Origin of the sequence: Stenotrophomonas sp. SORGH_AS_0321, from assembly GCF_031453215.1 — a bacterium.
Taxonomy (GTDB): Bacteria; Pseudomonadota; Gammaproteobacteria; order Xanthomonadales; family Xanthomonadaceae; genus Stenotrophomonas; species Stenotrophomonas chelatiphaga.
Window position 1 is genome coordinate 1,667,693 of the sequence record NZ_JAVIZG010000001.1, and the last position, 19,860, is coordinate 1,687,552.

The following is a 19,860-nucleotide window of genomic DNA, read 5'->3' on the forward strand; positions in this document are numbered from 1 at the left end:
CTCCGCGCCACGCTGGCCGGGCATTGGCGGATATCCCCCGTTTCTCCACGGCTTATCCACAGGCTTGTCCATGGCGGCAGGGTTGCCCGCATGCCTACACTGATCTCGCCACTTCTGTAGGAAATTCCGCCGCATGGCTGCTCGTTCCGGCTTCAAGTCCGACCGCAGGGAGCGCTCCGATCGCTTCGACCGCGATGAATCGCGCATTGATTCCCTGCGCGTGCCCCCGCATTCGGTCGAAGCCGAACAGGCGGTGCTCGGCGGCCTGATGCTGGCCCCGGATGCATTCGACCGCGTCAACGACCAGTTGAATGAAGTCGACTTCTACCGCCGCGACCACCAGATGATCTACCGCGCGATCCGCGAGCTGTCCGAGCGCGATCGTCCGTTCGATGCGGTGACGCTGGGCGAATGGTTCGAATCGCAGGGCAAGATGGAACTGGTCGGTGACGGCGCCTACCTGATCGAACTCGCCAGCACCACGCCGTCGGCGGCGAACATCGTGGCCTACGCGGAAATCGTGCGTGACAAGGCGGTGCTGCGCCAGCTGATCCAGGTCGGCACGGATATCGTCAACGACGGCTTCCAGCCCGAAGGTCGCGAGAGCAGCGAACTGCTCGCCAGCGCGGAAAAGTCGGTGTTCGCCATCGCCGAACAGGGCGCGCGCGGACGCACCGATTTCGTGGCCATGCCCGGCGCCCTGAAGGATGCCTTCGAAGAGCTGCGCAACCGCTTCGAGAACGGCGGCAACATCACCGGCCTGCCGACCGGCTACAACGATTTCGATGCGATGACCGCCGGCCTGCAGCCGACCGACCTGATCATCCTCGCGGCGCGTCCGGCGATGGGCAAGACCACGCTGGCGCTGAACATCGCCGAGTACGCGGCGATCAAATCGAAGAAGGGCGTGGCGATTTTTTCGATGGAAATGTCGGCCTCGCAGCTGGCGATGCGCCTGATCTCCTCCAATGGGCGCATCAACGCACAGCGCCTGCGTACCGGCCAGCTCGAAGACGAGGACTGGAGCCGGGTCACCGGCGCGATCCGCATGCTGAAGGAAACCAAGATCTTCATCGACGATACGCCGGGCGTGTCGCCGGAGATCCTGCGTTCCAAGTGCCGCCGCCTGAAGCGCGAGCACGACCTGGGCCTGATCGTGATCGACTACCTGCAGCTGATGAGCGTGCCGGGCAACAGCGAAAACCGCGCGACGGAAATCTCCGAGATCTCGCGTGGCCTGAAGGGCCTGGCCAAGGAACTCAACGTGCCGGTGATCGCGCTGTCCCAGCTCAACCGCTCGCTGGAAACGCGTACCGACAAGCGCCCGGTGATGGCCGATCTTCGCGAATCCGGCGCTATCGAGCAGGATGCGGACATGATCGTCTTCATCTACCGTGACGATTATTACAACAAGGAAAACTCGCCGGACAAGGGCCTGGCCGAGATCATCATCGGCAAGCACCGTGGTGGTCCCACCGGCTCGTGCAAGCTGAAGTTCTTCGGCGAATACACCCGCTTCGACAACCTGTCGCACGACTCGGTGGGTTCGTTCGAGTAACGGCGGTTGCAACAGGTAGTGACGGCCGCTGGCCGTCATGGCGAAGGCCGCTGGCCGCCATGAGTGCGCTGTTCGTCGCCGCATCCCGGGTTTCGTCGCATTCCCGTTGCGCGGCAGCCGGCCGCCGGCAACGATGGCCCCAAGGCGGCACGGTGCCGCCAGGGAGACCTGTCATGAAGACCCTGTTCGCGCTGGGCGTGTGGTGCCTGCTGTTCGTGCTGTGCTGGCCGCTGGCGATCCTCGCCCTGCTGGCGTGGCCGTTGGTGTGGCTGCTGAGCCTGCCGTTCCGGCTGGTCGGGGTGACCTTCTCGGCGTTGTTCGCCTTCCTCGGCGCGGTGCTGATGCTGCCGGCCAGGCTGCTGGGAGCAGGGCGGGCGCAGGCCGCCTGAGCACGGCGCAACAAAAAACCCCGCCTTGGCGGGGTTTCTTGATGTGAAGCGTGACGGCCAGCGGCCGTCACTACCACGGGCGGATCAGTTCGCCTTGTGGATGGCACGCTTGCTGACCGCCATGGCCGCATCGTGCACCACTTCGGACAGCGACGGATGCGCATGGCAGATACGGGCCAGGTCATCGGCCGAACCGCTGAACTCCATGGTCAGCACGCCTTCGTGCACCAGTTCGGACACGTTCGCGCCCACCAGGTGCATGCCCAGGATGCGATCGGTTTCAGCGTGTGCCAGCACCTTGACGAAGCCGGTCGGCTCGATCATCGCGACCGCACGGCCGTTGGCGGCGAACGGGAAGCTGCCGGCCTTGTACGGAATGCCCTCGGCCTTCAGCTGCTGCTCGGTCTTGCCGACCCAGGCCAGCTCCGGCTCGGTGTAGATGACCCACGGGATGGTGTCGAAGTTGACGTGGCCCGGCAGGCCGGCGATCAGCTCGGCAACCGCGATGCCTTCCTCGAAGCCCTTGTGCGCCAGCATCGGGCCGCGCACGCAGTCACCGACCGCCCACACGCCGTTGACGCCGGTGTGGCAATGCGCGTCCACTTCGATCTGGCCACGCTCGTTGATCTTGACGCCGGTGCCTTCTGCCAGCAGGCCCTTGGTCGCCGCGCGACGGCCGACGGCCACCAGCAGCTTGTCCACGACCAGCGACTTCTCGCCTTCGGCATCGGTGTAGGTCAGCGCGACTTCGGCCTTCTTGCCCTTGCCGGACACTTCCGCCTTGGACACCTTGGCGCCCAGCTTGATGTCCAGGCCCTGCTTCTTGAACTCCTTCAGCGCGACCTTGCCCACTTCGGCATCGGCAGCGGCCAGGAAGTCCGGCAGGGCTTCCAGGATGGTGACTTCGGCGCCGAGGCGCTTCCACACGCTGCCCAGTTCCAGGCCGATGACGCCGGCACCGATCACGGCCAGGCGCTTGGGAACTTCGGTGAAGTCCAGGCCGCCGACGTTGTCGACGATGGTCTCACCGTCGAACTTTGCGAACGGCAGTTCGATCGAATCCGACCCGGCGGCGATGATCACGTTGGTGCCCTTCAGCTCGACGATCGAACCATCGTGCTGGGTGACCTTGACCACGTTGTCCTTCTGCAGCTCGCCGAAGCCGTAATACGCAGCCACCTTGTTGGCCTTGAACAGCATGGCGATGCCGCCGGTGAACTGCTTGACGATCTTGTCCTTGCGGCCAACCATCGCTTCGACGTCGATCTTGGCGTCCTTGAAGCTGATGCCATGGTCGCCAAAGATATGGCCCATGTTCCAGTACTGGCGCGAGGAATCCAGCAGCGCCTTGGACGGGATGCAGCCCACGCGCAGGCAGGTGCCGCCGAGGGCGGGCTTGCCATCCTTGCCCAGCGCCGCGTCGATGCAGGCCGTCTTCAGGCCCAGCTGCGCGGCACGGATGGCGGCGTGGTAACCGGCCGGGCCGGCACCGATGACGACGACGTCGAATTGTTCAGCCATTTGAGAGTCCTTGATGCAGTCCTCGACCCGTGCAAGCGGGCCGGTGGCGCAGTGCGCCGGGAGGCGGGCAGGGCCGTTGGCCGTGCCCCGGATCGACAGACCCCTCCCGCGGGCGGGAGGGGTCGGCGGGTCTTACAGGCCGAACAGCATGCGGCCCGGGTTTTCCAGCTGGTTCTTGATGTCCACCAGGAACTGCACCGAATCCTTGCCGTCGATGATGCGGTGGTCGTAGGACAGCGCCAGGTACATCATCGGTGCGATCACGACCTGGCCGTTCTCGGCGATCGGACGTTCCTTGATCGCGTGCATGCCCAGGATGGCGCTCTGCGGCGGGTTGATGATCGGGGTGGACAGCAGCGAACCGAAGGTGCCGCCGTTGGTCACGGTGAAGGTGCCGCCCTGCAGGTCTTCCAGGCTCAGCTTGCCGTCGCGCGCCTTCTTGGCGTAGTCGGCGATGCCCTTTTCGATGTCGGCGAACGACTGGCGTTCGACGTTGCGCAGCACCGGGGTGACCAGGCCCTTGTCGGTGGACACCGCGATGGAGATGTCCGAGTAGCCGTGATAGATCACGTCGCTGCCGTCGATCGAGGCATTGACCAGCGGGAAGCGCTGCAGCGCGTTGGCGGCGGCCTTCACGAAGAAGCTCATGAAGCCGAGCTTGATGCCGTGGGCCTTCTGGAACTCTTCCTGCAGCTCCTTGCGCGCCGCCGACACCTTGGCGAGGTTGACCTCGTTGAAGGTGGTCAGCATCGCGGTGCTGTTCTTGGATTCCATCAGGCGGTCGGCGATGCGCTTGCGCATGCGGGTCATCGGAACGCGTTCTTCCGGACGCGCACCACCGGCCTTGCCGGCGCCGCCGTTGCGGGCGTAGTTGACGATGTCTTCCTTGGTCACCGCGCCGCGACGGCCGGTGCCGTCCACGTCGGCCGGGTTCACGCCTTCGGTGATCGCCGAGAAACGGGCGCCCGGGGGCAGCGAATCGGCTGCCGACTTCGACGCCGGTGCCGGGGCGGCAGCCGCCTTGGCCGGTGCGGCCTCGGCCTTCTTCTCTTCAGCGGCCGGGGCCGGCGCAGCGGCTTCGGCCACCGCGCCTTCCTCGATGATCGCCAGCACCTGGGCGCTGGTGACGGTGTCGCCTTCCTGGAACTTGATTTCCTTCAGCACGCCGTCGACGGTCGACGGGACTTCCAGAACGACCTTGTCGGTCTCCAGGTCAACCAGATTCTCGTCACGCTTGACGGCGTCGCCGACCTTCTTGTGCCAGGTGGCGATGGTGCCGTCGGAGACGGATTCGGGCAAAACCGGGACTTTGACTTCGGTGGCCATGCGGGAGCTTCCTGGGTTCGTATTTCTGGAATAGGGGAGGGTTATTCGGCGACCGAGTCGTCGAACGGGTTGACCAGGGCATCGGCGACCAGCTTCTGCTGCTCGATGACATGGTCAGCCATGTGGCCGGCGGCCGGCGATGCCGAGCGCGCGCGACCCGCGTAATGAAGGCTCTGGCCATCGGCCACGCAGAACTGCAGGTGGTGGCGGATCTGGTACCAAGCACCCTGGTTCTGCGGCTCTTCCTGCGTCCACACCACGTCGGTGGCCTTGCCGTACTGCTTCAGTTCGGCAGCCAGCAGCGCGCGCGGGAACGGGTAGAGCTGCTCCACGCGGATGATCGCCACGTCGTCCTGGCCACGCTTGGTCTGGTCTTCCAGCAGGTCGTAGTAGACCTTGCCCGAGCACAGCACCACGCGCTTGACCTTCTTCGGGTCGGCCTTGGCATCGCCGATCAGGTGCTGGAACTCGCCATTGGCCAGTTCTTCCAGCGTCGACACGGCCAGCTTGTGGCGCAGCAGCGACTTCGGCGACATCACCACCAGCGGCTTGCGGGTGGTCAGGTGCTGCTGGCGACGCAGCATGTGGAATGCCTGCGCCGGGGTGGACGGGACCACCACCAGCATGTTTTCCAGCGCGCACAGCTGCAGGAAGCGCTCAAGGCGCGCCGAGCTGTGTTCCGGACCTTGGCCCTCGTAGCCGTGCGGCAGCAGCAGGGTCAGCCCGGTCAGGCGGCCCCACTTGGCTTCACCGGCGGCGATGAACTGGTCGATGACCACCTGGGCGCCGTTGGCGAAGTCGCCGAACTGGCCTTCCCAGATGCACAGGGTGCCCGGGTCGGTGGTGGAGAAGCCGTACTCGAAGGCCATCACCGCTTCTTCGCTGAGCAGCGAATCGATGATGGTGGCCTTCTCCGGCGAATCCACCAGCTGGCGCAGCGGCAGGTAGTACTGGTCGGTGTTCTGGTCGTGCAGGATCGCGTGGCGGTGGGTGAAGGTACCGCGGCCGACGTCCTGGCCGACCAGGCGCAGGCGGTGGCCTTCGTCCAGCAGGGTGGCGTAGGCGAGGTTCTCGGCAAAGCCCCAGTCGCCCGGGATCTCGCCGGCGGCCATCTTGCGACGGTCTTCGTACACCTTGGCCACGCGCGAGTGCACCTGCACGGTGTCCGGGATGGTGGTGATCTGCCTGGCCAGCGCGGTCAGCTTGTCCATGTTCACGGCGGTGCTGACCGTGTCCGACAGCTTGCCGTCCAGCAGCTTCGGCCAATCCACGAACAGCGGGCTGGTCGGCGGGGTCTTTTCCACGGTGGCCAGGTCGGTGGTGTACTCGCCACTGTCCAGCTTCACGCGATAGCCGTCGACCAGCGCCTTGCCGGCACCGGCTTCGATCACGCCGGCCTGTTCAAGCTGCTCGGCGTACATTTCGCGGGTGGTCTTGTGCTTGCGGATCACCTGGTACATCAGCGGCTGGGTGATCGCCGGTTCGTCGGCCTCGTTGTGGCCCCAACGGCGGTAGCACATCAGGTCGATGACCACATCCTTGGCGAACTTCTGGCGGAACTCGAAGGCCAGCTTGGCGGCGAACACCACGGCCTCCGGGTCATCGCCGTTCACGTGGAACACCGGGGCGGCGATCATCTTGGCCACGTCGGTGCAGTACAGCGTGGAGCGCGAATCTTCCGGGTTGGACGTGGTGAAGCCCACCTGGTTGTTGACCACGATGTGTACCGTGCCGCCGACGGCGAAACCGCGCGCCTGCGACATCTGGAACAGCTCCATCACCACGCCCTGGCCGGCGAAGGCCGCGTCGCCGTGGATCAGGATCGGCATCACCTGCTTGCGCGCGGTGTCGCTGCGGCGCTCCTGGCGCGAACGCACCGAACCGGCAACCACCGGATCTGCGATTTCCAGGTGCGAGGGGTTGAAGGCCAGCGCCAGGTGCACCGGGCCGCCGTCGGTGCTGACGTCGGCCGAGAAGCCCATGTGGTACTTCACATCGCCTGCGGAGGCGTGGTTGTCGTGCTCGAACTTGCCTTCGAACTCGTCGAACAGCTTGCGCGGGTTCTTGCCCAGCGTATTGACCAGCACGTTCAGGCGGCCGCGGTGGGCCATGCCGATCACCACGTCCTTGACGCCGTCCTTGCCGGCGTCACGGATGATGGTGTCCATCATCGGGATCAGCGCATCGCCGCCTTCCAGCGAGAAGCGCTTCTGGCCCACGTACTTGGTGTGCAGGTAGCGTTCCAGGCCTTCGGCCGCGGTCAGGCGTTCCAGCGTGCGGCGCTTGGTATCTGCATCGAGCGCGTAATCGCCACCGGCGAGTTCGAGCTTCTTGTAGATCCACTGGCGCTGCTCGACTTCGGAGATGTGCATGAACTCCGCGCCGATCGAACCGGTGTAGGTCGCCTTCAGGCGCGCCAGCAGGTCGCGCAGTTTCATGCGCGGCTGGCCACCCACGCCGCCGGTGCTGAACTCGGCGTTCAGGTCAACATCGGAAAGGCTGTGGAAGGGCAGGCCCAGGTCTCGGCGGATTGGTCGGCTCGGCCAGGCCGAGCGGATCCAGGCGCGCACCGAGGTGGCCCCGCGAACGGTAGGCGGTGATCAGGCGGCCGACGTTGCGCTCGCGCTCGTCGCCGGCCCCTTCGCCGGTACCACTCTTCAGCGCGCCTTTGGCGGCGTCGGCGATGTGCGCGATGACGCCCGAGTGCGGAATGTCACCCGCTTCACGGCCCTGGAAGCCGTCGAAGTAGGCCTTCCATTTGGGATCGACACTGTCCGGGGAGACGAGGTACTGCTCGTACAGATCCTCGACATAGGAGGCGTTGCCGCCGGCGAGCTGCGATGACTGCGCAAACTGCTTCAGTAGATTGTCCACGATGGAGAGTGATTATTCGCTTGTGGGGTAGGGCTCTGGAAGTACCCGGTCGACTGGATGAATAGCCATGCACGGGCGCGTTCAAACACCCAAATTGTACCCCCATCTGCCGGGGAAGGGGCGCTGCACGGGCATGATTGGCGGCTGCGGTGCCGCTGCCAGACAGGTTGCCCGTCGCCGTCGGGCTCAGATGCCGAGGGCGCGCAGTTCGCTGCAATCCCGCGAACGGTCCCAGACGCGCTGCAATTGCTGCTCCAGCGGCTGCGAGCGTGAAGGCAGTGCAATGCCGGCCTCGCCTTCAAGGCGATGGCCCATCAGACGAAAGTAGTAGTCGCCGGCATCGTTGGCGATGCAGGCCGAGGCCAGCGCCCGGTCAACCGGATCGCTCACCTCGCGGATCTGCACCACGCTGGGCAGGCGCTGCAGCAGGGCCAGCAGCGGCGCACCGGCGGCCTGGATCGCGGCGGCATCGTGCACGATGACACGCAGCTGCTTGTCGTGGGCACGGGTGGCGAAGCGCCGCAGCGCCGCCTGCACGGGAGCGGCATCCAACAGGCCGGGATCCAGCTGGCGGCTGTGGACCCACAACCGTCGGCGCGCGCGGTGGATGACCGCGGTGGTCACCGCCACGGCCGCCTGCACCCCGTCGATGGCGGCGGCGGCGCCGAGCGTGCGCTGCATCTGCAGGTGCGCGATGCCGGCCTCTTCGAAGTGACCGCCTTCGGGAATGAAACCCTGCCGTGCATAGAACGCACAGGCCGGCAGCTGGGCATGCAGGTGCACCTGTGGCAGCCCGGCCATCGCAGCCGCACGCACCAGCTCCTCCAGCATGGCCTCGCCGACGCCCTGGCTGCGCCATGCCGCCAGCACCGCCATGCGCCCGATGCGGCCATCGGGCAGCAGTCGTCCGGTACCGATCGGCGCGCCGTCGGCATCGCGTGCCAGCACGTGGGTGCAGACCGGGTCCAGCGCATCGCGCTCGAGGTCGGCGGGTACCCCCTGCTCGACCACGAACACCTGCTGGCGAACCCCGTGGATCGCGGCGTGATGCGCCGCGTGGTCGGCGCGCTGGACACGGAAGGCGGGCATGTTCAGTGGCGGCGCTGGCCGGCGCCGTCCTCCGGTTCGTCCTCTTCGTCATCCTCGTCGAAGCTGACCACCACCTCCACGCCGTCCTCGTGCACGTTCACTTCGCGCACGTCATCGGAAAAGTCATCCACCTCGACGGTGCCCACGGTGTCGGTCGCCACCACGATCGGCGTGGCGTCGGCGGGCTCGTCATCCAGCTCGTCGTCGGCCGCGTGCGGGTCGGTCAGCTGGTAGAAGCCCAGCACCATCAGTTCCTGCAGGGCCTGCCGGCCCTTGGCGGTCAGGCCGTTCCACGCGGAGCGGTCCAGCCGCTCGGCGGCCGCGATGCGCTGCGCATCCTTGACCGACACCGCCAGGTCCAGCCCGCTGCAGTACAGGCTGGCGCCGCGCTTGGCACGCCGCCAGGCCAGACGGGCCCAGGGATGGCGCTCCAGCAGCAGGCCGTTGGCCAGCGCGTGATCGACCTCGTCCAGCGACGGCGCCGGTCCGCTCGGCATCACTTCGCCGGCGGCGCGGTAGGTGGTGATGAAGCGCCCGAACCAGTCGCCCAGCATGTCCGGGTCGTTCATGCGGATGGCATTGAGTGCGGCCACCACGCGGTTCATCGCCGCCACGTCGATCTCGTTCGGATCCTCCGGCAGCTTCAGGTCGGGGTCCTGGTAGCGGATGCCCTCATCGGCATCCACCACCAGGGTGTCCAGGTAATCACTGATCAATTCGGCCGATGCCGGTGCGCGCATGCCGAAGGAGAAGGTCAGGCAGGGGTCTTCGGCCACGCCGTTGTGCGGCACGTTCGGCGGCAGGTACAGCATGTCACCCGGCGCCAGCACCCAGTCGTGGCTGGGCTTGAATTTCGTGAGCTGCTTGAGTTCGATGTCCGGACGGAAGTCCAGTGGCGGGCGCTTGCCCCTGGTCGATTCGCTGGCATCGATCTGCCAACGGCGATGGCCCTGGCCCTGCAGCAGGAACACGTCGTACTGGTCCACGTGCGCACCGACCGAGCCGCCGGTGGCGGCGAAGCTGATCATCACATCGTCCATCCGCCAGCGCGGCAGGAAATCGAAGTGCGCGATCAGTGCGCGGACGTCCGGGTCCCATTTGTCCACGTCCTGCACCAGCAGGGTCCAGTCCTTTTCCGGCAGGGCGGGGAACACCGACTCCTGGAACGGGCCGGTGCGCACCCGCCAGCCGTCGGTGCTGCGGTCATGTTCGATCAGCCGCGCCAGCACGCCGTTTTCGCAGGCCAGGCCGGCCAGGTCTTCGGGCTGCACGGGGCTCTGGAAGCCGGTGAAGGCGTTGCGGATCAGCAGCGGGCGCTTCTGCCAGTAGTCGCGCAGGAAGGTCGCCGGGGCCATGCCCAGCGGCTTGGCGGGGGTGGCGTGGACTTCGATGGCGAAGGTCCTGGCGGTGGAAGCGGATGGGCGTGCGGCCATGGGGGAGGTCCTTGCAGCGGAAACAGGGCGCGGCCTGTGCGGCCGCTGATGGCCTATTGTCCGCGTTCGGATGGGGTGGTGTCGAACGGGTGGGACCCCCTCGCGGTGGGCTGCTGCGAAAAGCGGAGTGCGTGATCGGGGTCGGGCGGTGGGGCTGGTCGGGGGACGGCAAAAACCGCATCCATGCGGGCCTCGTTTCGCGCCATCCATGGCGCTCAACGCCCCCGCCCAGCCCCACCGCCCGACCCCCTGACAGGTTCCGGGGGCCGCCCGCCGCGTAAGAAAAAAGAAAAGCGGTAGCGCCGACCCATGGTCGGCGAGCGCAGCGGGCCGTTGGCGCGAACATTCCGCCGACCATGGGTCGGCGCTACCGAAGGCTCCATGGCCACCATGGACCTGTCGAAGGTGGGGCGGGGTGGGTTGGCGGGGGCGTTGAGCGCCATGGATGGCGCGAAACGAGGCCCGCAGGAGCGGCCCTTGCCGTCCCCCGCCAGCCCACCGCGCCCCGCCCAATCAACGTCCTGCAGCTGTTGACGTTGACGTTGCTTGAAAAAGCAGGCGCCGGGCGCAGCCCGGCAAACCCGCTTACACCGCGCGGGCGAGCTCGGCTGCCAGGCCGACGTAGCCACCCGGGGTCAGCTCACGCAGGTGCTGCTTGGCATCGGCCGGCAGCTCCAGCGACTCGACGAACGCGCGCATCGACTCGGCCGTGATGCCCTGGCCGCGCGTCAGCGCCTTCAGCTGCTCGTACGGGTTGGGCAGGCCATGGCGGCGCATCACCGTCTGCACGGCCTCGGCCAGCACTTCCCAGGCCGCATCCAGGTCGGCATCCAGGCGCTGCGGGTTCACTTCCAGCTTGCCGATGCCCTTGGCCAGCGAATCCAGTGCCACCTGGGTGTGCCCGAACGCCGTGCCCAGTGCGCGCAGCACCGTCGAATCGGTCAGGTCACGCTGCCAGCGGCTGATCGGCAGCTTGGCGCTGAAGTGCTCGAACAGTGCATTGGCGATGCCGAAGTTGCCCTCGGCGTTCTCGAAATCGATCGGGTTGACCTTGTGCGGCATGGTCGAGGAACCGACTTCGCCTTCCTTCAGCCGCTGCTTGAAGTAGCCCAGCGAGATGTAACCCACAGATGTCGCGCGAGAGGTCGATCAGGATGGTGTTGGCGCGGCGCGCCGCATCACCGATCTCGGCGATGTTGTCATGCGGTTCGATCTGCGTGGTGTACGGGTTGAACACCAGCCCCAGGCCTTCGACGAAGCGCTGGGCGAAGGTGGGCCAGTCCACGTCCGGGTAGCTGGATACGTGTGCGTTGTAGTTGCCGACCGCGCCGTTGATCTTGCCGGTCAGCTCCACCGCCGCCAGCTGGCGGCGCTGGCGCTCCAGGCGGGCGACCACGTTGGCCAGTTCCTTGCCCAGGGTAGTCGGCGAGGCGGTCTGGCCGTGCGTGCGCGACAGCATCGGCTGGGCCGCCTGTGCGTGGGCCAGCGAGCGCAGCGAGGCGGCGATGCCATCCAGCGTGGGCAGCAGCACCTCGCGGCGGGCCTGCTCCAGCATCAGCCCGTAGCTGAGGTTGTTGATGTCTTCGCTGGTGCAGGCGAAATGCACGAACTCCAGCGCCGGAGCCAGTTCGGCATCGTCCTTCAGCTGTTCCTTGATGAAGTACTCCACCGCCTTGACGTCATGGTTGGTGGTGCGCTCGATGTCCTTGACCCGCGCGGCCTGGGCCGGGCTGAAGTCCTTGGCCAGCGCACGCAGGCGCGCCGTGGCGGCAGCAGAGAAGGCCGGCAGCTCGATCACGCCTGGCTCGGCGCCCAGTGCCAGCAGCCACTCCACTTCCACCGTGATGCGGGCCTTGATCAGTCCGTACTCGGAAAAAATCGGGCGCAGCGCATCGACCTTGCCGGCGTAACGGCCATCGAGCGGGGACAGGGCGAGCAGGGCGGATTCGGACATGTCGGCGGGCAGCTGTGAGACGGCGGGGGCCATATTGTAGGGGCGCGCCTGCTCGACTGTCGAAAACAACGGCTGGCGCGCGTGCGGTTGCCGTGGCGTGACGGCCAGCGTCCTTCACGACCCTGTATCCTGAAAGCAGACGCCAGCCTGGGGAACCTGCCCGATGCCAGCCGCAGATTCCCTTTCCCCCTGAAAGCATGCGGAGTTGATCGGATGAGCAAGCGTTCCAGCACGAATTCCACCCCCGGTTTCCGGACCGAACATGACAGCATGGGCGAACTGCAGGTACCTGCCGATGCCCTGTGGGGCGCGCAGACCCAGCGCGCGGTGGACAATTTCCCGGTGTCCGGCCAGCGCATGCCGCGTGGATTCATCCGTGCCCTGGGCCTGGTCAAGGGTGCGGCGGCAGGGGTCAATGCAGAGCTCGGCCACCTGCCCAGGAACATCGCCAGGGCGGTGCAGGGCGCGGCCGCCGAAGTGGCCGCCGGTGACTGGGATGCGCACTTCCCGATCGACGTCTACCAGACCGGTTCGGGCACGTCTTCGAACATGAACGCCAACGAGGTCATCGCCACGCTGGCCAACCGCGGCGGCAAGGCCGGGCGCACGCCGGTGCATCCCAACGACCACGTCAACCAGGGCCAGAGCTCCAATGATGTGATCCCGACCGCCCTGCGGGTGTCGGCGGCGCTGGCCGCGCAGGAAGACCTGCTGCCGGCGCTGGCGCACCTGCGCAAGGTCATCGACCGCAAGGGCCGCAGCCTGCGCAAGGTGGTCAAGACCGGGCGCACGCACCTGATGGACGCGATGCCGCTGACGTTCGAGCAGGAATTTTCGGCCTGGTCGGCGCAGCTGTCGTCGGCGCAGCAGCGCTTCGACGACAGCCTCAAGCGCCTGCGTCGCCTGCCGCTGGGCGGTACGGCGATCGGTACCGGCATCAACGCCGATCCGCGCTTCGGCGAACGCGTTGCCAAGGCGCTGAAGGCCGGTACCGGGGTCAAGTTCGAAAGCGCCGCCAACAAGTTCGAAGGGTTGGCCGCGCAGGACGATGCAGTGGAGATCTCCGGCCAGCTCAATGCGCTTGCCGTGGCGCTGATCAAGATCGCCAACGACCTGCGCTGGATGAACGCCGGTCCGCTGGCCGGGCTGGGCGAGATCGAGCTGCCGGCGCTGCAGCCGGGCAGCTCGATCATGCCGGGCAAGGTCAATCCGGTGATCCCGGAGGCGACCGTGATGGCCTGCGCGCAGGTGATCGGCCACCACACCGCGATCACGGTGGCCGGGCAGACCGGCAACTTCCAGTTGAACGTCACCCTGCCGCTGATCGCGGTGAACCTGCTGGACAGCATCACCCTGCTGGCCAACGTGTCGCGGCTGCTGGCCGATAGTGCGATCGACGGGCTGAAGGTGCGCGAGGACCGGGTGCGCGAAGCGCTGGACCGCAATCCGATCCTGGTCACGGCGCTGAACCCGATCATCGGCTATGAGAAGGCCGCGGCGATCGCCAAGCGTGCCTACAAGGAACAGCGCCCGGTGCTGGAGATCGCGCTGGAGGACAGCGGGCTGGCAGAGGCAGAGCTGCGTCGCCTGCTGGATCCGAAGGCGCTCACCGCCGGTGGCATCCATGCAGGCGGTGGCGGGGGAGGCTGATCCCTCGCCTCGCAGGAACCGCGTGACGACCAACGGTCGCCGCCCCACGGCAAAGGAATGACGGCCAGCGGCCGTCACTACCGGGCAATGGCCGGGTAGCGCCGACCCATGGTCGGCGAGCGCAGCGGCAGGGCCGTGACGGCCAGCGGCCGTCACTACCCGCGATCCTCAGCGACGATCAGCCTGCAGGTTGCCGAAGGTTTCGGTGTAATCCTTGAACTCCGGAATCACCTGCACCAAGTCTTCCGGGATCGGGTTGCTGCCGGCCGGCGGCACGATCTTCACCGGCTTCCTGTCCGGGTCGGCCGGGGCGTCGACCAGGGTGTTCTGGCGCAGCACCTGCAGGTGGCCGAACATCTGCTGCAGCATCTGCTGCTGGTCGGCCCGCAGCGGAATCTCGATCTCGTCGACCTTCATGTGGCCGTTGGCCAGGATGATGATGTTGGGCGCGGGTGCGCGACGCACGGTGACCATGCTGTCGCTGACGGTGATCTTCGGCTTGCTGCGTTCGACGCGGTGGTTGCGGTACTCCTGGTCACAGCCGGCAAGCACGAGGCAGGACAGGGCGGCCAGCAGCAGGAACAGCTTCTTCATGGCGGTCCAGGGGGAGGGGGAGAGCCGCTCATTGTAATCCCCGTTGCGCCGGCCGGCCGCCGCCGGGTCGCTGGCGGCGGCCGGGTGCGCTCATTCGTCGCAGCCGTCGATGTCGCTCTGGCTCATCGTGGCATACGGCGCAAACGCAGGCAGCGAGGCGGCCAGCGCCTGCTGGGTCGCCATCATCGCAGGCAGCTTGTCGCACAGGCCCTTGGCCTGGACCTTCAGCTTGTCCGCTTCGGCATTGATGCGCTGTTCGATGCCTTCGGTCTGGCCTGAGAACACGCCCTTCAGCGCTTCGCCGGCGGCCTTGACGCCCAGGTTCGCACCGGCCACGCCGATATCCATGCCGGCCGATGCAATCCCTTCGACCTGGTGCCGGTACTCGAGCAACTGGGTACGTTGGGCGGGCGTGGTCACCACGTCCTTGCCTTCGATCAGCAGACCGCCCTGCGGGGTGATCTCCGCGACGGGCAGGCCATCGACGTTCAGCTTGAAGTTGCCGGTGGCCAATTCCTTGCGGGCCTTGTCGGTGGCTTCCTGCACCGAGCGGCCGATGCTGCTGCCGGTGTCGTCCAGGGCCTTGGCCGTGTCGTTGTCGTGACCGGTACAGGCGGCCAGCGGCAGGGCCAGCAGCAGGGTGGGCAGCAGGATACGCATCTTCATGGTCGAGTCTTCCGTGTGTGTCTGTCGGTTACTTGCCGCGGGGCAGGGTGACGGTGCCGCGCACGCCGCTGTGGCGGACATCGCCGCTGCCGCTGCGCTGCACGGTCAGGTTGCCGCCCACGCCATCGGCCTTGATCCCGCCCGAGCCGTGGCTGCCGACCAGCAGGTTGCCGCCGACGTCGCGCAGTTCGACATCGCCGGAGCCGACCACGCCGATCTCCACGTTGCCGCGCACCTGGCGGGCGTCGGCGTCACCGGAACCGATCGTGCGGATCGCCAGGTTGCCGCCGACGTCGCGCACGTCGAGGTCGCCCGAGCCGATGCTGCCGACGCTGACGTCGCGGCGGATGTTGGACACCTTCGCATCGCCGGAGCCCAACGACAGCAGGTTCAGGCTGTCGGCACCGTCGATCAGCAGGTCGCCGGAGCCGACCGCGGCATGCACGCTGCCCTGGGTCCGCAGCACATCGGCATCGCCGGAGCCCACGTCCACGCTCAGCGACCGTGCGCCTTCGACATGCGCGTCACCGGAGCCGACCTTCAGCTGCACCATCACATCGGCCGGCACGCTGCCGCGGATGTCCAGCCAGGCGTAGTTGTCGCCGATCACGATGCCCTGCTTGCCCTCGCGGCGCAGGCTGACCACCAGCTTGTCGCCGCTGCGCTGCTGGGTCAGGGTCAGGTCGCGCAGCCAGTCGGCACTGGACGCGCAGGCCCGCCCGGACAGCTGCGCCGGGCCGCTGCCGGCGACCACGTGCAGGTCGTGCTGGTTGACCTCCAGCACGACGGTCTTTGCGCCGGCCAGGTCGAGCTTCAGGTCACGGTTTTCGGTGAACTTGCAGGGCGCGTCGTTGGCCAGGGCGGACAGCGGCAGCAGCGTCAGGGTGGCGCAGGCAAGCAGGGTACGCATGGCGGGTGGCTCCTTGTGCTTAGATTTCGCCGGCGCGGCGGCGCAGGCGGATGGCGAGGAAGATGAAGACGATGCCGACCGCGGCGCCGATCCAGAGGTCCGGCATGGCCAGTGCACCGAGCTGGTTGGACGGCGACAGCAACTGGACGATGGATTCGGAGTTCCGGGCAACACCGGAGCGGTAGGCCAGTTCGACGCCGGGTACGGTGCCCAGCAGCAGTCGGCCGACGATGTGCTGCCAGAACCAGCCGCTGGTCATGTCCAGCAGGCCCATCACCTTGGTGGTGCTGACCACGATGCCGGCAAACAGCGGCAGCATCACCGCCCACAGGAACGGCTTGCTCTTGGCCCAGGACGAGCACAGCAGCAGCCAGCCGACCGTCGGCAGCGACCACAGGGCGAACACCGGAATCCAGCTCAGGTGGCCAGCGGCCAGCAGCAGCGGGCTGGACGGGCCCCAGATCAGCGACATCGGGTCGCCGCCATGGGTCAGGGCGACGATCGAAATGACGCCCAGGAAGCACAGCATGGTCAGCACCGAGGCGGCCACGGCGATCAGCGGAGCGATCACGATCGCGCTGATCACCTTGGACAGCACGGTCTGGGTGTCCGACAGCGGCAACGACTTCCAGAACAGGATGCTGCGGTCACGGCGGTCGTCATACAGCGCGCCCAGGCAGTAGAAGAACACAACGAAGGCCAGTACCACGAACGGCCACGCCGAACTGAGCGCCAGGGTGGCATCCAGGCCGTTGCCGAGGTCCACCAGGTCCTTGGGATCCAGCTGGCGGGTCAGCAGGTCAAGGTCCAGGCCGTTGACCTGGATGTTGCTGTTGTTGATGTGCAGGTCGCCCTGCGAGGCCGCGCGGCGCAGCACGAACAGGCCGATGATGATGCCGATGGTGCTCATCACCAGCGAGGCGACGCCGGCGATGATCGGGGCATACAGGAAGCCCCCGCGGTTTTCCCAGTATTCGCGCTTGAGCAGCCAGCGCAGGGTGCCGGCCTTGCTGATCGGATGGTTCACGGCGTTCATGCGTAGGTTCCCTTCATGATGGCGACGAACAGGTCGGCCAGGCCGGGGTTGCGGGTTTCACCGAGGGTCGCCAGCTGGCTGCGCGGCACGTTGTCGAACAGCAGCACGGATTTGCCGAAGGGCAGGCTGCGTTCGTCGATCGGCTTGAGCGCGCGGGCGGTATCGAGCTGGTCGGCGTTGACCAGCACTTCGGTGTAGCGCTCGCCGACCTCGTCCATCTCGGCGCTGAGCACGACCTTGCCGTCACGGATGAACATGACGTCGGTCAGGATGTGTTCGATCTCCTCCACCTGGTGGGTGGTGACGATGATCGTCTTCTGCTCGTCGAAGTAGTCTTCCAGCAGGCGCTGGTAGAACTCCTTGCGGTACAGGATGTCCAGGCCCAGGGTCGGCTCGTCCAGCACCAGCACGCGGGCATCGATGGCCATCACCAGCGCCAGGTGCAGCTGCACGATCATGCCCTTGGACAGTTCGCGCACGCGCTGTTTTGGCTGCAGCTTGGTGGTGGAGAGGAAACGCTCGCAGCGGGCCCGGTCGAAGCGCGGATGCACTCCGGCAACGAAATCGATCGCTTCGCGGACCTTCAGCCAGCGCGGCAGCACGGCCACGTCGGCGATGAAGCAGATGTCATTCATCAGCTCATCGCGGTGGCTGCGCGGATCCTTGCCGAGCACGCTCAGCTCGCCTTCCACCGAGGTCAGTCCCAGCAGCGCCTTGAGCGCGGTGGTCTTGCCGGCGCCGTTGGGCCCGATCAACCCGACGATGCGGCCGGCGGGAATGCTGAAGCTGGTGTTGTCCAGCGCGAGGGTGCGCTTGTAGGCCTTGCGCAGGCCCCGCGCGGTGATCACATCCTGGTGTGCTGCGGCGTTCATGAGAGTTTCCCCTGGGTCAACAGTTCGTTCACGTCCAGGCCCAGGCGCTGGATGCGCTCGAGCACGGCCGGCCATTCTTCGTTGAGGAAGCGATCGCGCTCGCTGCTGCGCAGCTGCGTTGCCGCTTCTTCGGTCATGAACATGCCCAGGCCGCGGCGCTTTTCGACCAGACCTTCGTCGGCCAGCTCCTGGTAGGCACGGGACACGGTGATGGGGTTGAGCTGGTAATCGGCCGCCACCTGGCGGACCGAGGGCAGGGCGTCGCCCGGCTTGATGATTCCGTCAAGCATCATGGCGATCACGCGCTCCTTCAGCTGACGGTAGATGGGAGCGCCATCGCTCCACTGGATATCGCTCATGGTCAGCTCCGGGAATTCAGCGACTGTGCGAAAGAAAAATACGGCATGGACAACGAACTGTTCAGCCGCCGCGGGGGGGAGGGTGCCGGCGGTGCATTCCCAGCGTCCGGCACGCCTGCGTCCTGCAGGCTGTCGAGGGCGGAGGCGGCGTGGGTATCGTCGGCGCCGCCATGCGCCACACCGAACCACAGGGACAGGAGCAGCAGGCCCGCCGCGCTGGCGGCCATGCGGGTCATGCGATGTTGGACTGACGTATTCATCGGCTCCCCTGTCTCAGGTGACTGGTGTTGTAGTCAACTATAACACCACCGATTCAGAGTGCAAGCGCTTTATGTGACCAACTGATGGCAGGGGTCGGCCGGGCTGCGCCCGGCGGCTGCTTTTTCAAGCCGAAGCAACGTCAACGTCAACGTCAGAAGCTGCAGGGCTGCTTGATGGCGGGGCGGGGTGGCTGTGCAGGACACGCCGTGAATCCGTCCATGGAGGCTCGCTTTTCGCATCCATGCGAAAAGACGGTCCTGCACAGCCACCCCGCCCCACCTTCGACGGGTCCATGGGGGCCATGGACAAGGCAGGAGTGGAAAGGGGGGAACATGGGGTCAGAGTCCTTTCGCGTAGCGAAAGGACTCTGACCCCCGCCGTTATTCTTTTTTCAACGCGGGTGGCGGCCACCGGAACCTGTCAGGGGTGCCGGGCGGTGGGGCTGGGCGGGGGCGTAGAGCGCCATGGATGGCGCGAAACGAGGCCCGCAGGAGCGGCTTTTGCCGTCCCCCGCACAGCCCCACCGCCCGGCGCCAACCCGGGGTGTTGCACTCCGGCCACCCGCGAGGGGGTTCCACCCGTTCGACCCACCCCGGCCGAAGGTAGGCGCAGCGCGCTGCGCGATCTCCGACAAAAGCCGCACCAAGGCCCGGTGGTATAGTTCGCGGCGAAATACGGACCCCGCGTCCGGCCCTTCACTCCTGCCAGGAACATCTCCCATGCTGCGTTCTGTTTCCCTGCCGCGCCGCGGCGTGCCGGTCCTGCCCCGCGTGCTGGGTTCGCTGCTGGTGGCCGCAAGCCTGGCCCTGCCGATGATGGCCTCGGCCGCCGGCCTGCTCGACGTGGCCTACCGGCCGCTGGCGGGCAAGGAGGCGGTCAATCTGGGCCAGCGCTACCACGGGCGCGTGCTGCTGGTGGTCAACACCGCCAGCAAGTGCGGCTTCACCCCGCAGTACGAAGGCCTCGAGGCGCTGCAGAAGTCGTATTCCGCGCGCGGCCTGAGCGTGTTGGGCTTCCCCTCCAATGACTTCAAGGGGCAGGAGCCGGGCGATGAGAAGGACATCCAGGAGTTCTGCACCCTGACCTACGGGGTCAAGTTCCCGATGTTCGAAAAGGTCCACGTCGTGGGCGACCAGGCGACCCCGCTGTACAAGGGCCTGACCGCCGCCACCGGCGTGGCCCCGGGCTGGAACTTCCACAAGTACCTGATCGGACGCGACGGCGCGGTCATCGCCCAGTTCCCGAGCCGGGTGAAGCCGGATGACAAGGAACTGGTCGCGGCGATCGAACGTGCGTTGGCGGCCCCTGCGGCCCATTGAACGACGCACGTGCGCCTCGACATATCGGACGCGCATGCGACAATGCGTG

Annotated in this window: 15 protein-coding genes and 2 pseudogenes; 4 read left to right on the plus strand and 13 right to left on the minus strand. The window is 66.7% G+C overall.

All coding sequences use genetic code 11. The features are described from left to right. The first annotated feature begins 133 nt into the window (after nt 1-133). Nucleotides 134-1,558: a replicative DNA helicase gene (locus QE373_RS07290; protein WP_057509363.1), complete on the plus strand. Its 1,425-nt coding sequence runs from the start codon at nt 134-136 to the stop codon at nt 1,556-1,558. 173 nt (nt 1,559-1,731) lie between these two features. Beyond that, nucleotides 1,732-1,947, plus strand: coding sequence for a hypothetical protein (locus tag QE373_RS07295; protein ID WP_057509362.1), 216 nt, complete (start codon nt 1,732-1,734; stop codon nt 1,945-1,947). Nucleotides 1,948-2,031: 84 nt separating this feature from the next. On the opposite strand, the gene lpdA is transcribed toward QE373_RS07295, so the two are convergent. The 6 genes and pseudogenes from lpdA to purB form a co-directional block, all read right to left on the minus strand. Further along, nucleotides 2,032-3,468 (minus strand): dihydrolipoyl dehydrogenase, encoded by a 1,437-nt coding sequence (lpdA, locus tag QE373_RS07300; protein ID WP_309685093.1) that lies wholly within the window; start codon nt 3,466-3,468, stop codon nt 2,032-2,034. 132 nt (nt 3,469-3,600) lie between these two features. Next, a complete protein-coding gene (sucB, locus tag QE373_RS07305) occupies nt 3,601-4,794 on the minus strand; it encodes a dihydrolipoyllysine-residue succinyltransferase (protein WP_309685095.1) in 1,194 nt (397 codons plus the stop codon). A gap of 41 nt (nt 4,795-4,835) precedes the next feature. Continuing rightward, nucleotides 4,836-7,668 (minus strand): annotated as a pseudogene (locus QE373_RS07310) (2-oxoglutarate dehydrogenase E1 component). 186 nt (nt 7,669-7,854) lie between these two features. Then, a complete protein-coding gene (locus QE373_RS07315; protein ID WP_309685098.1) occupies nt 7,855-8,757 on the minus strand; it encodes a GNAT family N-acetyltransferase in 903 nt (300 codons plus the stop codon). 2 nt (nt 8,758-8,759) lie between these two features. Continuing rightward, nucleotides 8,760-10,190, minus strand: coding sequence for a cupin domain-containing protein (locus QE373_RS07320; RefSeq protein ID WP_309685099.1), 1,431 nt, complete (start codon nt 10,188-10,190; stop codon nt 8,760-8,762). Nucleotides 10,191-10,775: 585 nt separating this feature from the next. Continuing rightward, nucleotides 10,776-12,144, minus strand: a pseudogene (gene purB, locus QE373_RS07325) (adenylosuccinate lyase). Between the two features lie 213 nt (nt 12,145-12,357). Here purB and QE373_RS07330 point away from each other — a divergent pair. Continuing rightward, nucleotides 12,358-13,794, plus strand: a complete 1,437-nt coding sequence (locus QE373_RS07330; RefSeq protein ID WP_309685102.1) for a class II fumarate hydratase — start codon at nt 12,358-12,360, stop codon at nt 13,792-13,794. Nucleotides 13,795-13,962: 168 nt separating this feature from the next. Here QE373_RS07330 and QE373_RS07335 read toward each other — a convergent pair whose 3' ends face one another. From QE373_RS07335 to QE373_RS07365, 7 genes are all read right to left on the minus strand, one after another. Next, a complete protein-coding gene (locus tag QE373_RS07335; protein ID WP_309685103.1) occupies nt 13,963-14,388 on the minus strand; it encodes a hypothetical protein in 426 nt (141 codons plus the stop codon). Nucleotides 14,389-14,478: 90 nt separating this feature from the next. Continuing rightward, nucleotides 14,479-15,054, minus strand: a complete 576-nt coding sequence (locus QE373_RS07340; protein ID WP_309685106.1) for a hypothetical protein — start codon at nt 15,052-15,054, stop codon at nt 14,479-14,481. 28 nt (nt 15,055-15,082) lie between these two features. Continuing rightward, on the minus strand, nt 15,083-15,964 hold the full coding sequence (locus QE373_RS07345) for a hypothetical protein (protein WP_309685108.1): 882 nt from the start codon (nt 15,962-15,964) through the stop codon (nt 15,083-15,085). Nucleotides 15,965-15,983: 19 nt separating this feature from the next. Next, complete coding sequence (locus QE373_RS07350; RefSeq protein ID WP_309685111.1) at nt 15,984-17,000, minus strand: ABC-2 transporter permease; 1,017 nt, start codon at nt 16,998-17,000, stop codon at nt 15,984-15,986. Next, nucleotides 16,997-17,872, minus strand: coding sequence for an ABC transporter ATP-binding protein (locus QE373_RS07355; protein ID WP_042615509.1), 876 nt, complete (start codon nt 17,870-17,872; stop codon nt 16,997-16,999). The genes QE373_RS07350 and QE373_RS07355 overlap by 4 nt, the downstream gene beginning before the upstream one ends. Continuing rightward, complete coding sequence (locus tag QE373_RS07360) at nt 17,869-18,231, minus strand: GntR family transcriptional regulator (protein WP_057687616.1); 363 nt, start codon at nt 18,229-18,231, stop codon at nt 17,869-17,871. Before QE373_RS07360 ends, QE373_RS07355 begins: the two co-directional genes overlap by 4 nt. A gap of 2 nt (nt 18,232-18,233) precedes the next feature. Then, nucleotides 18,234-18,467 (minus strand): hypothetical protein, encoded by a 234-nt coding sequence (locus QE373_RS07365; protein ID WP_309685116.1) that lies wholly within the window; start codon nt 18,465-18,467, stop codon nt 18,234-18,236. A gap of 837 nt (nt 18,468-19,304) precedes the next feature. Here QE373_RS07365 and QE373_RS07370 point away from each other — a divergent pair. Beyond that, a complete protein-coding gene (locus QE373_RS07370) occupies nt 19,305-19,811 on the plus strand; it encodes a glutathione peroxidase (protein ID WP_309689623.1) in 507 nt (168 codons plus the stop codon). Nucleotides 19,812-19,860 lie beyond the last annotated feature (49 nt).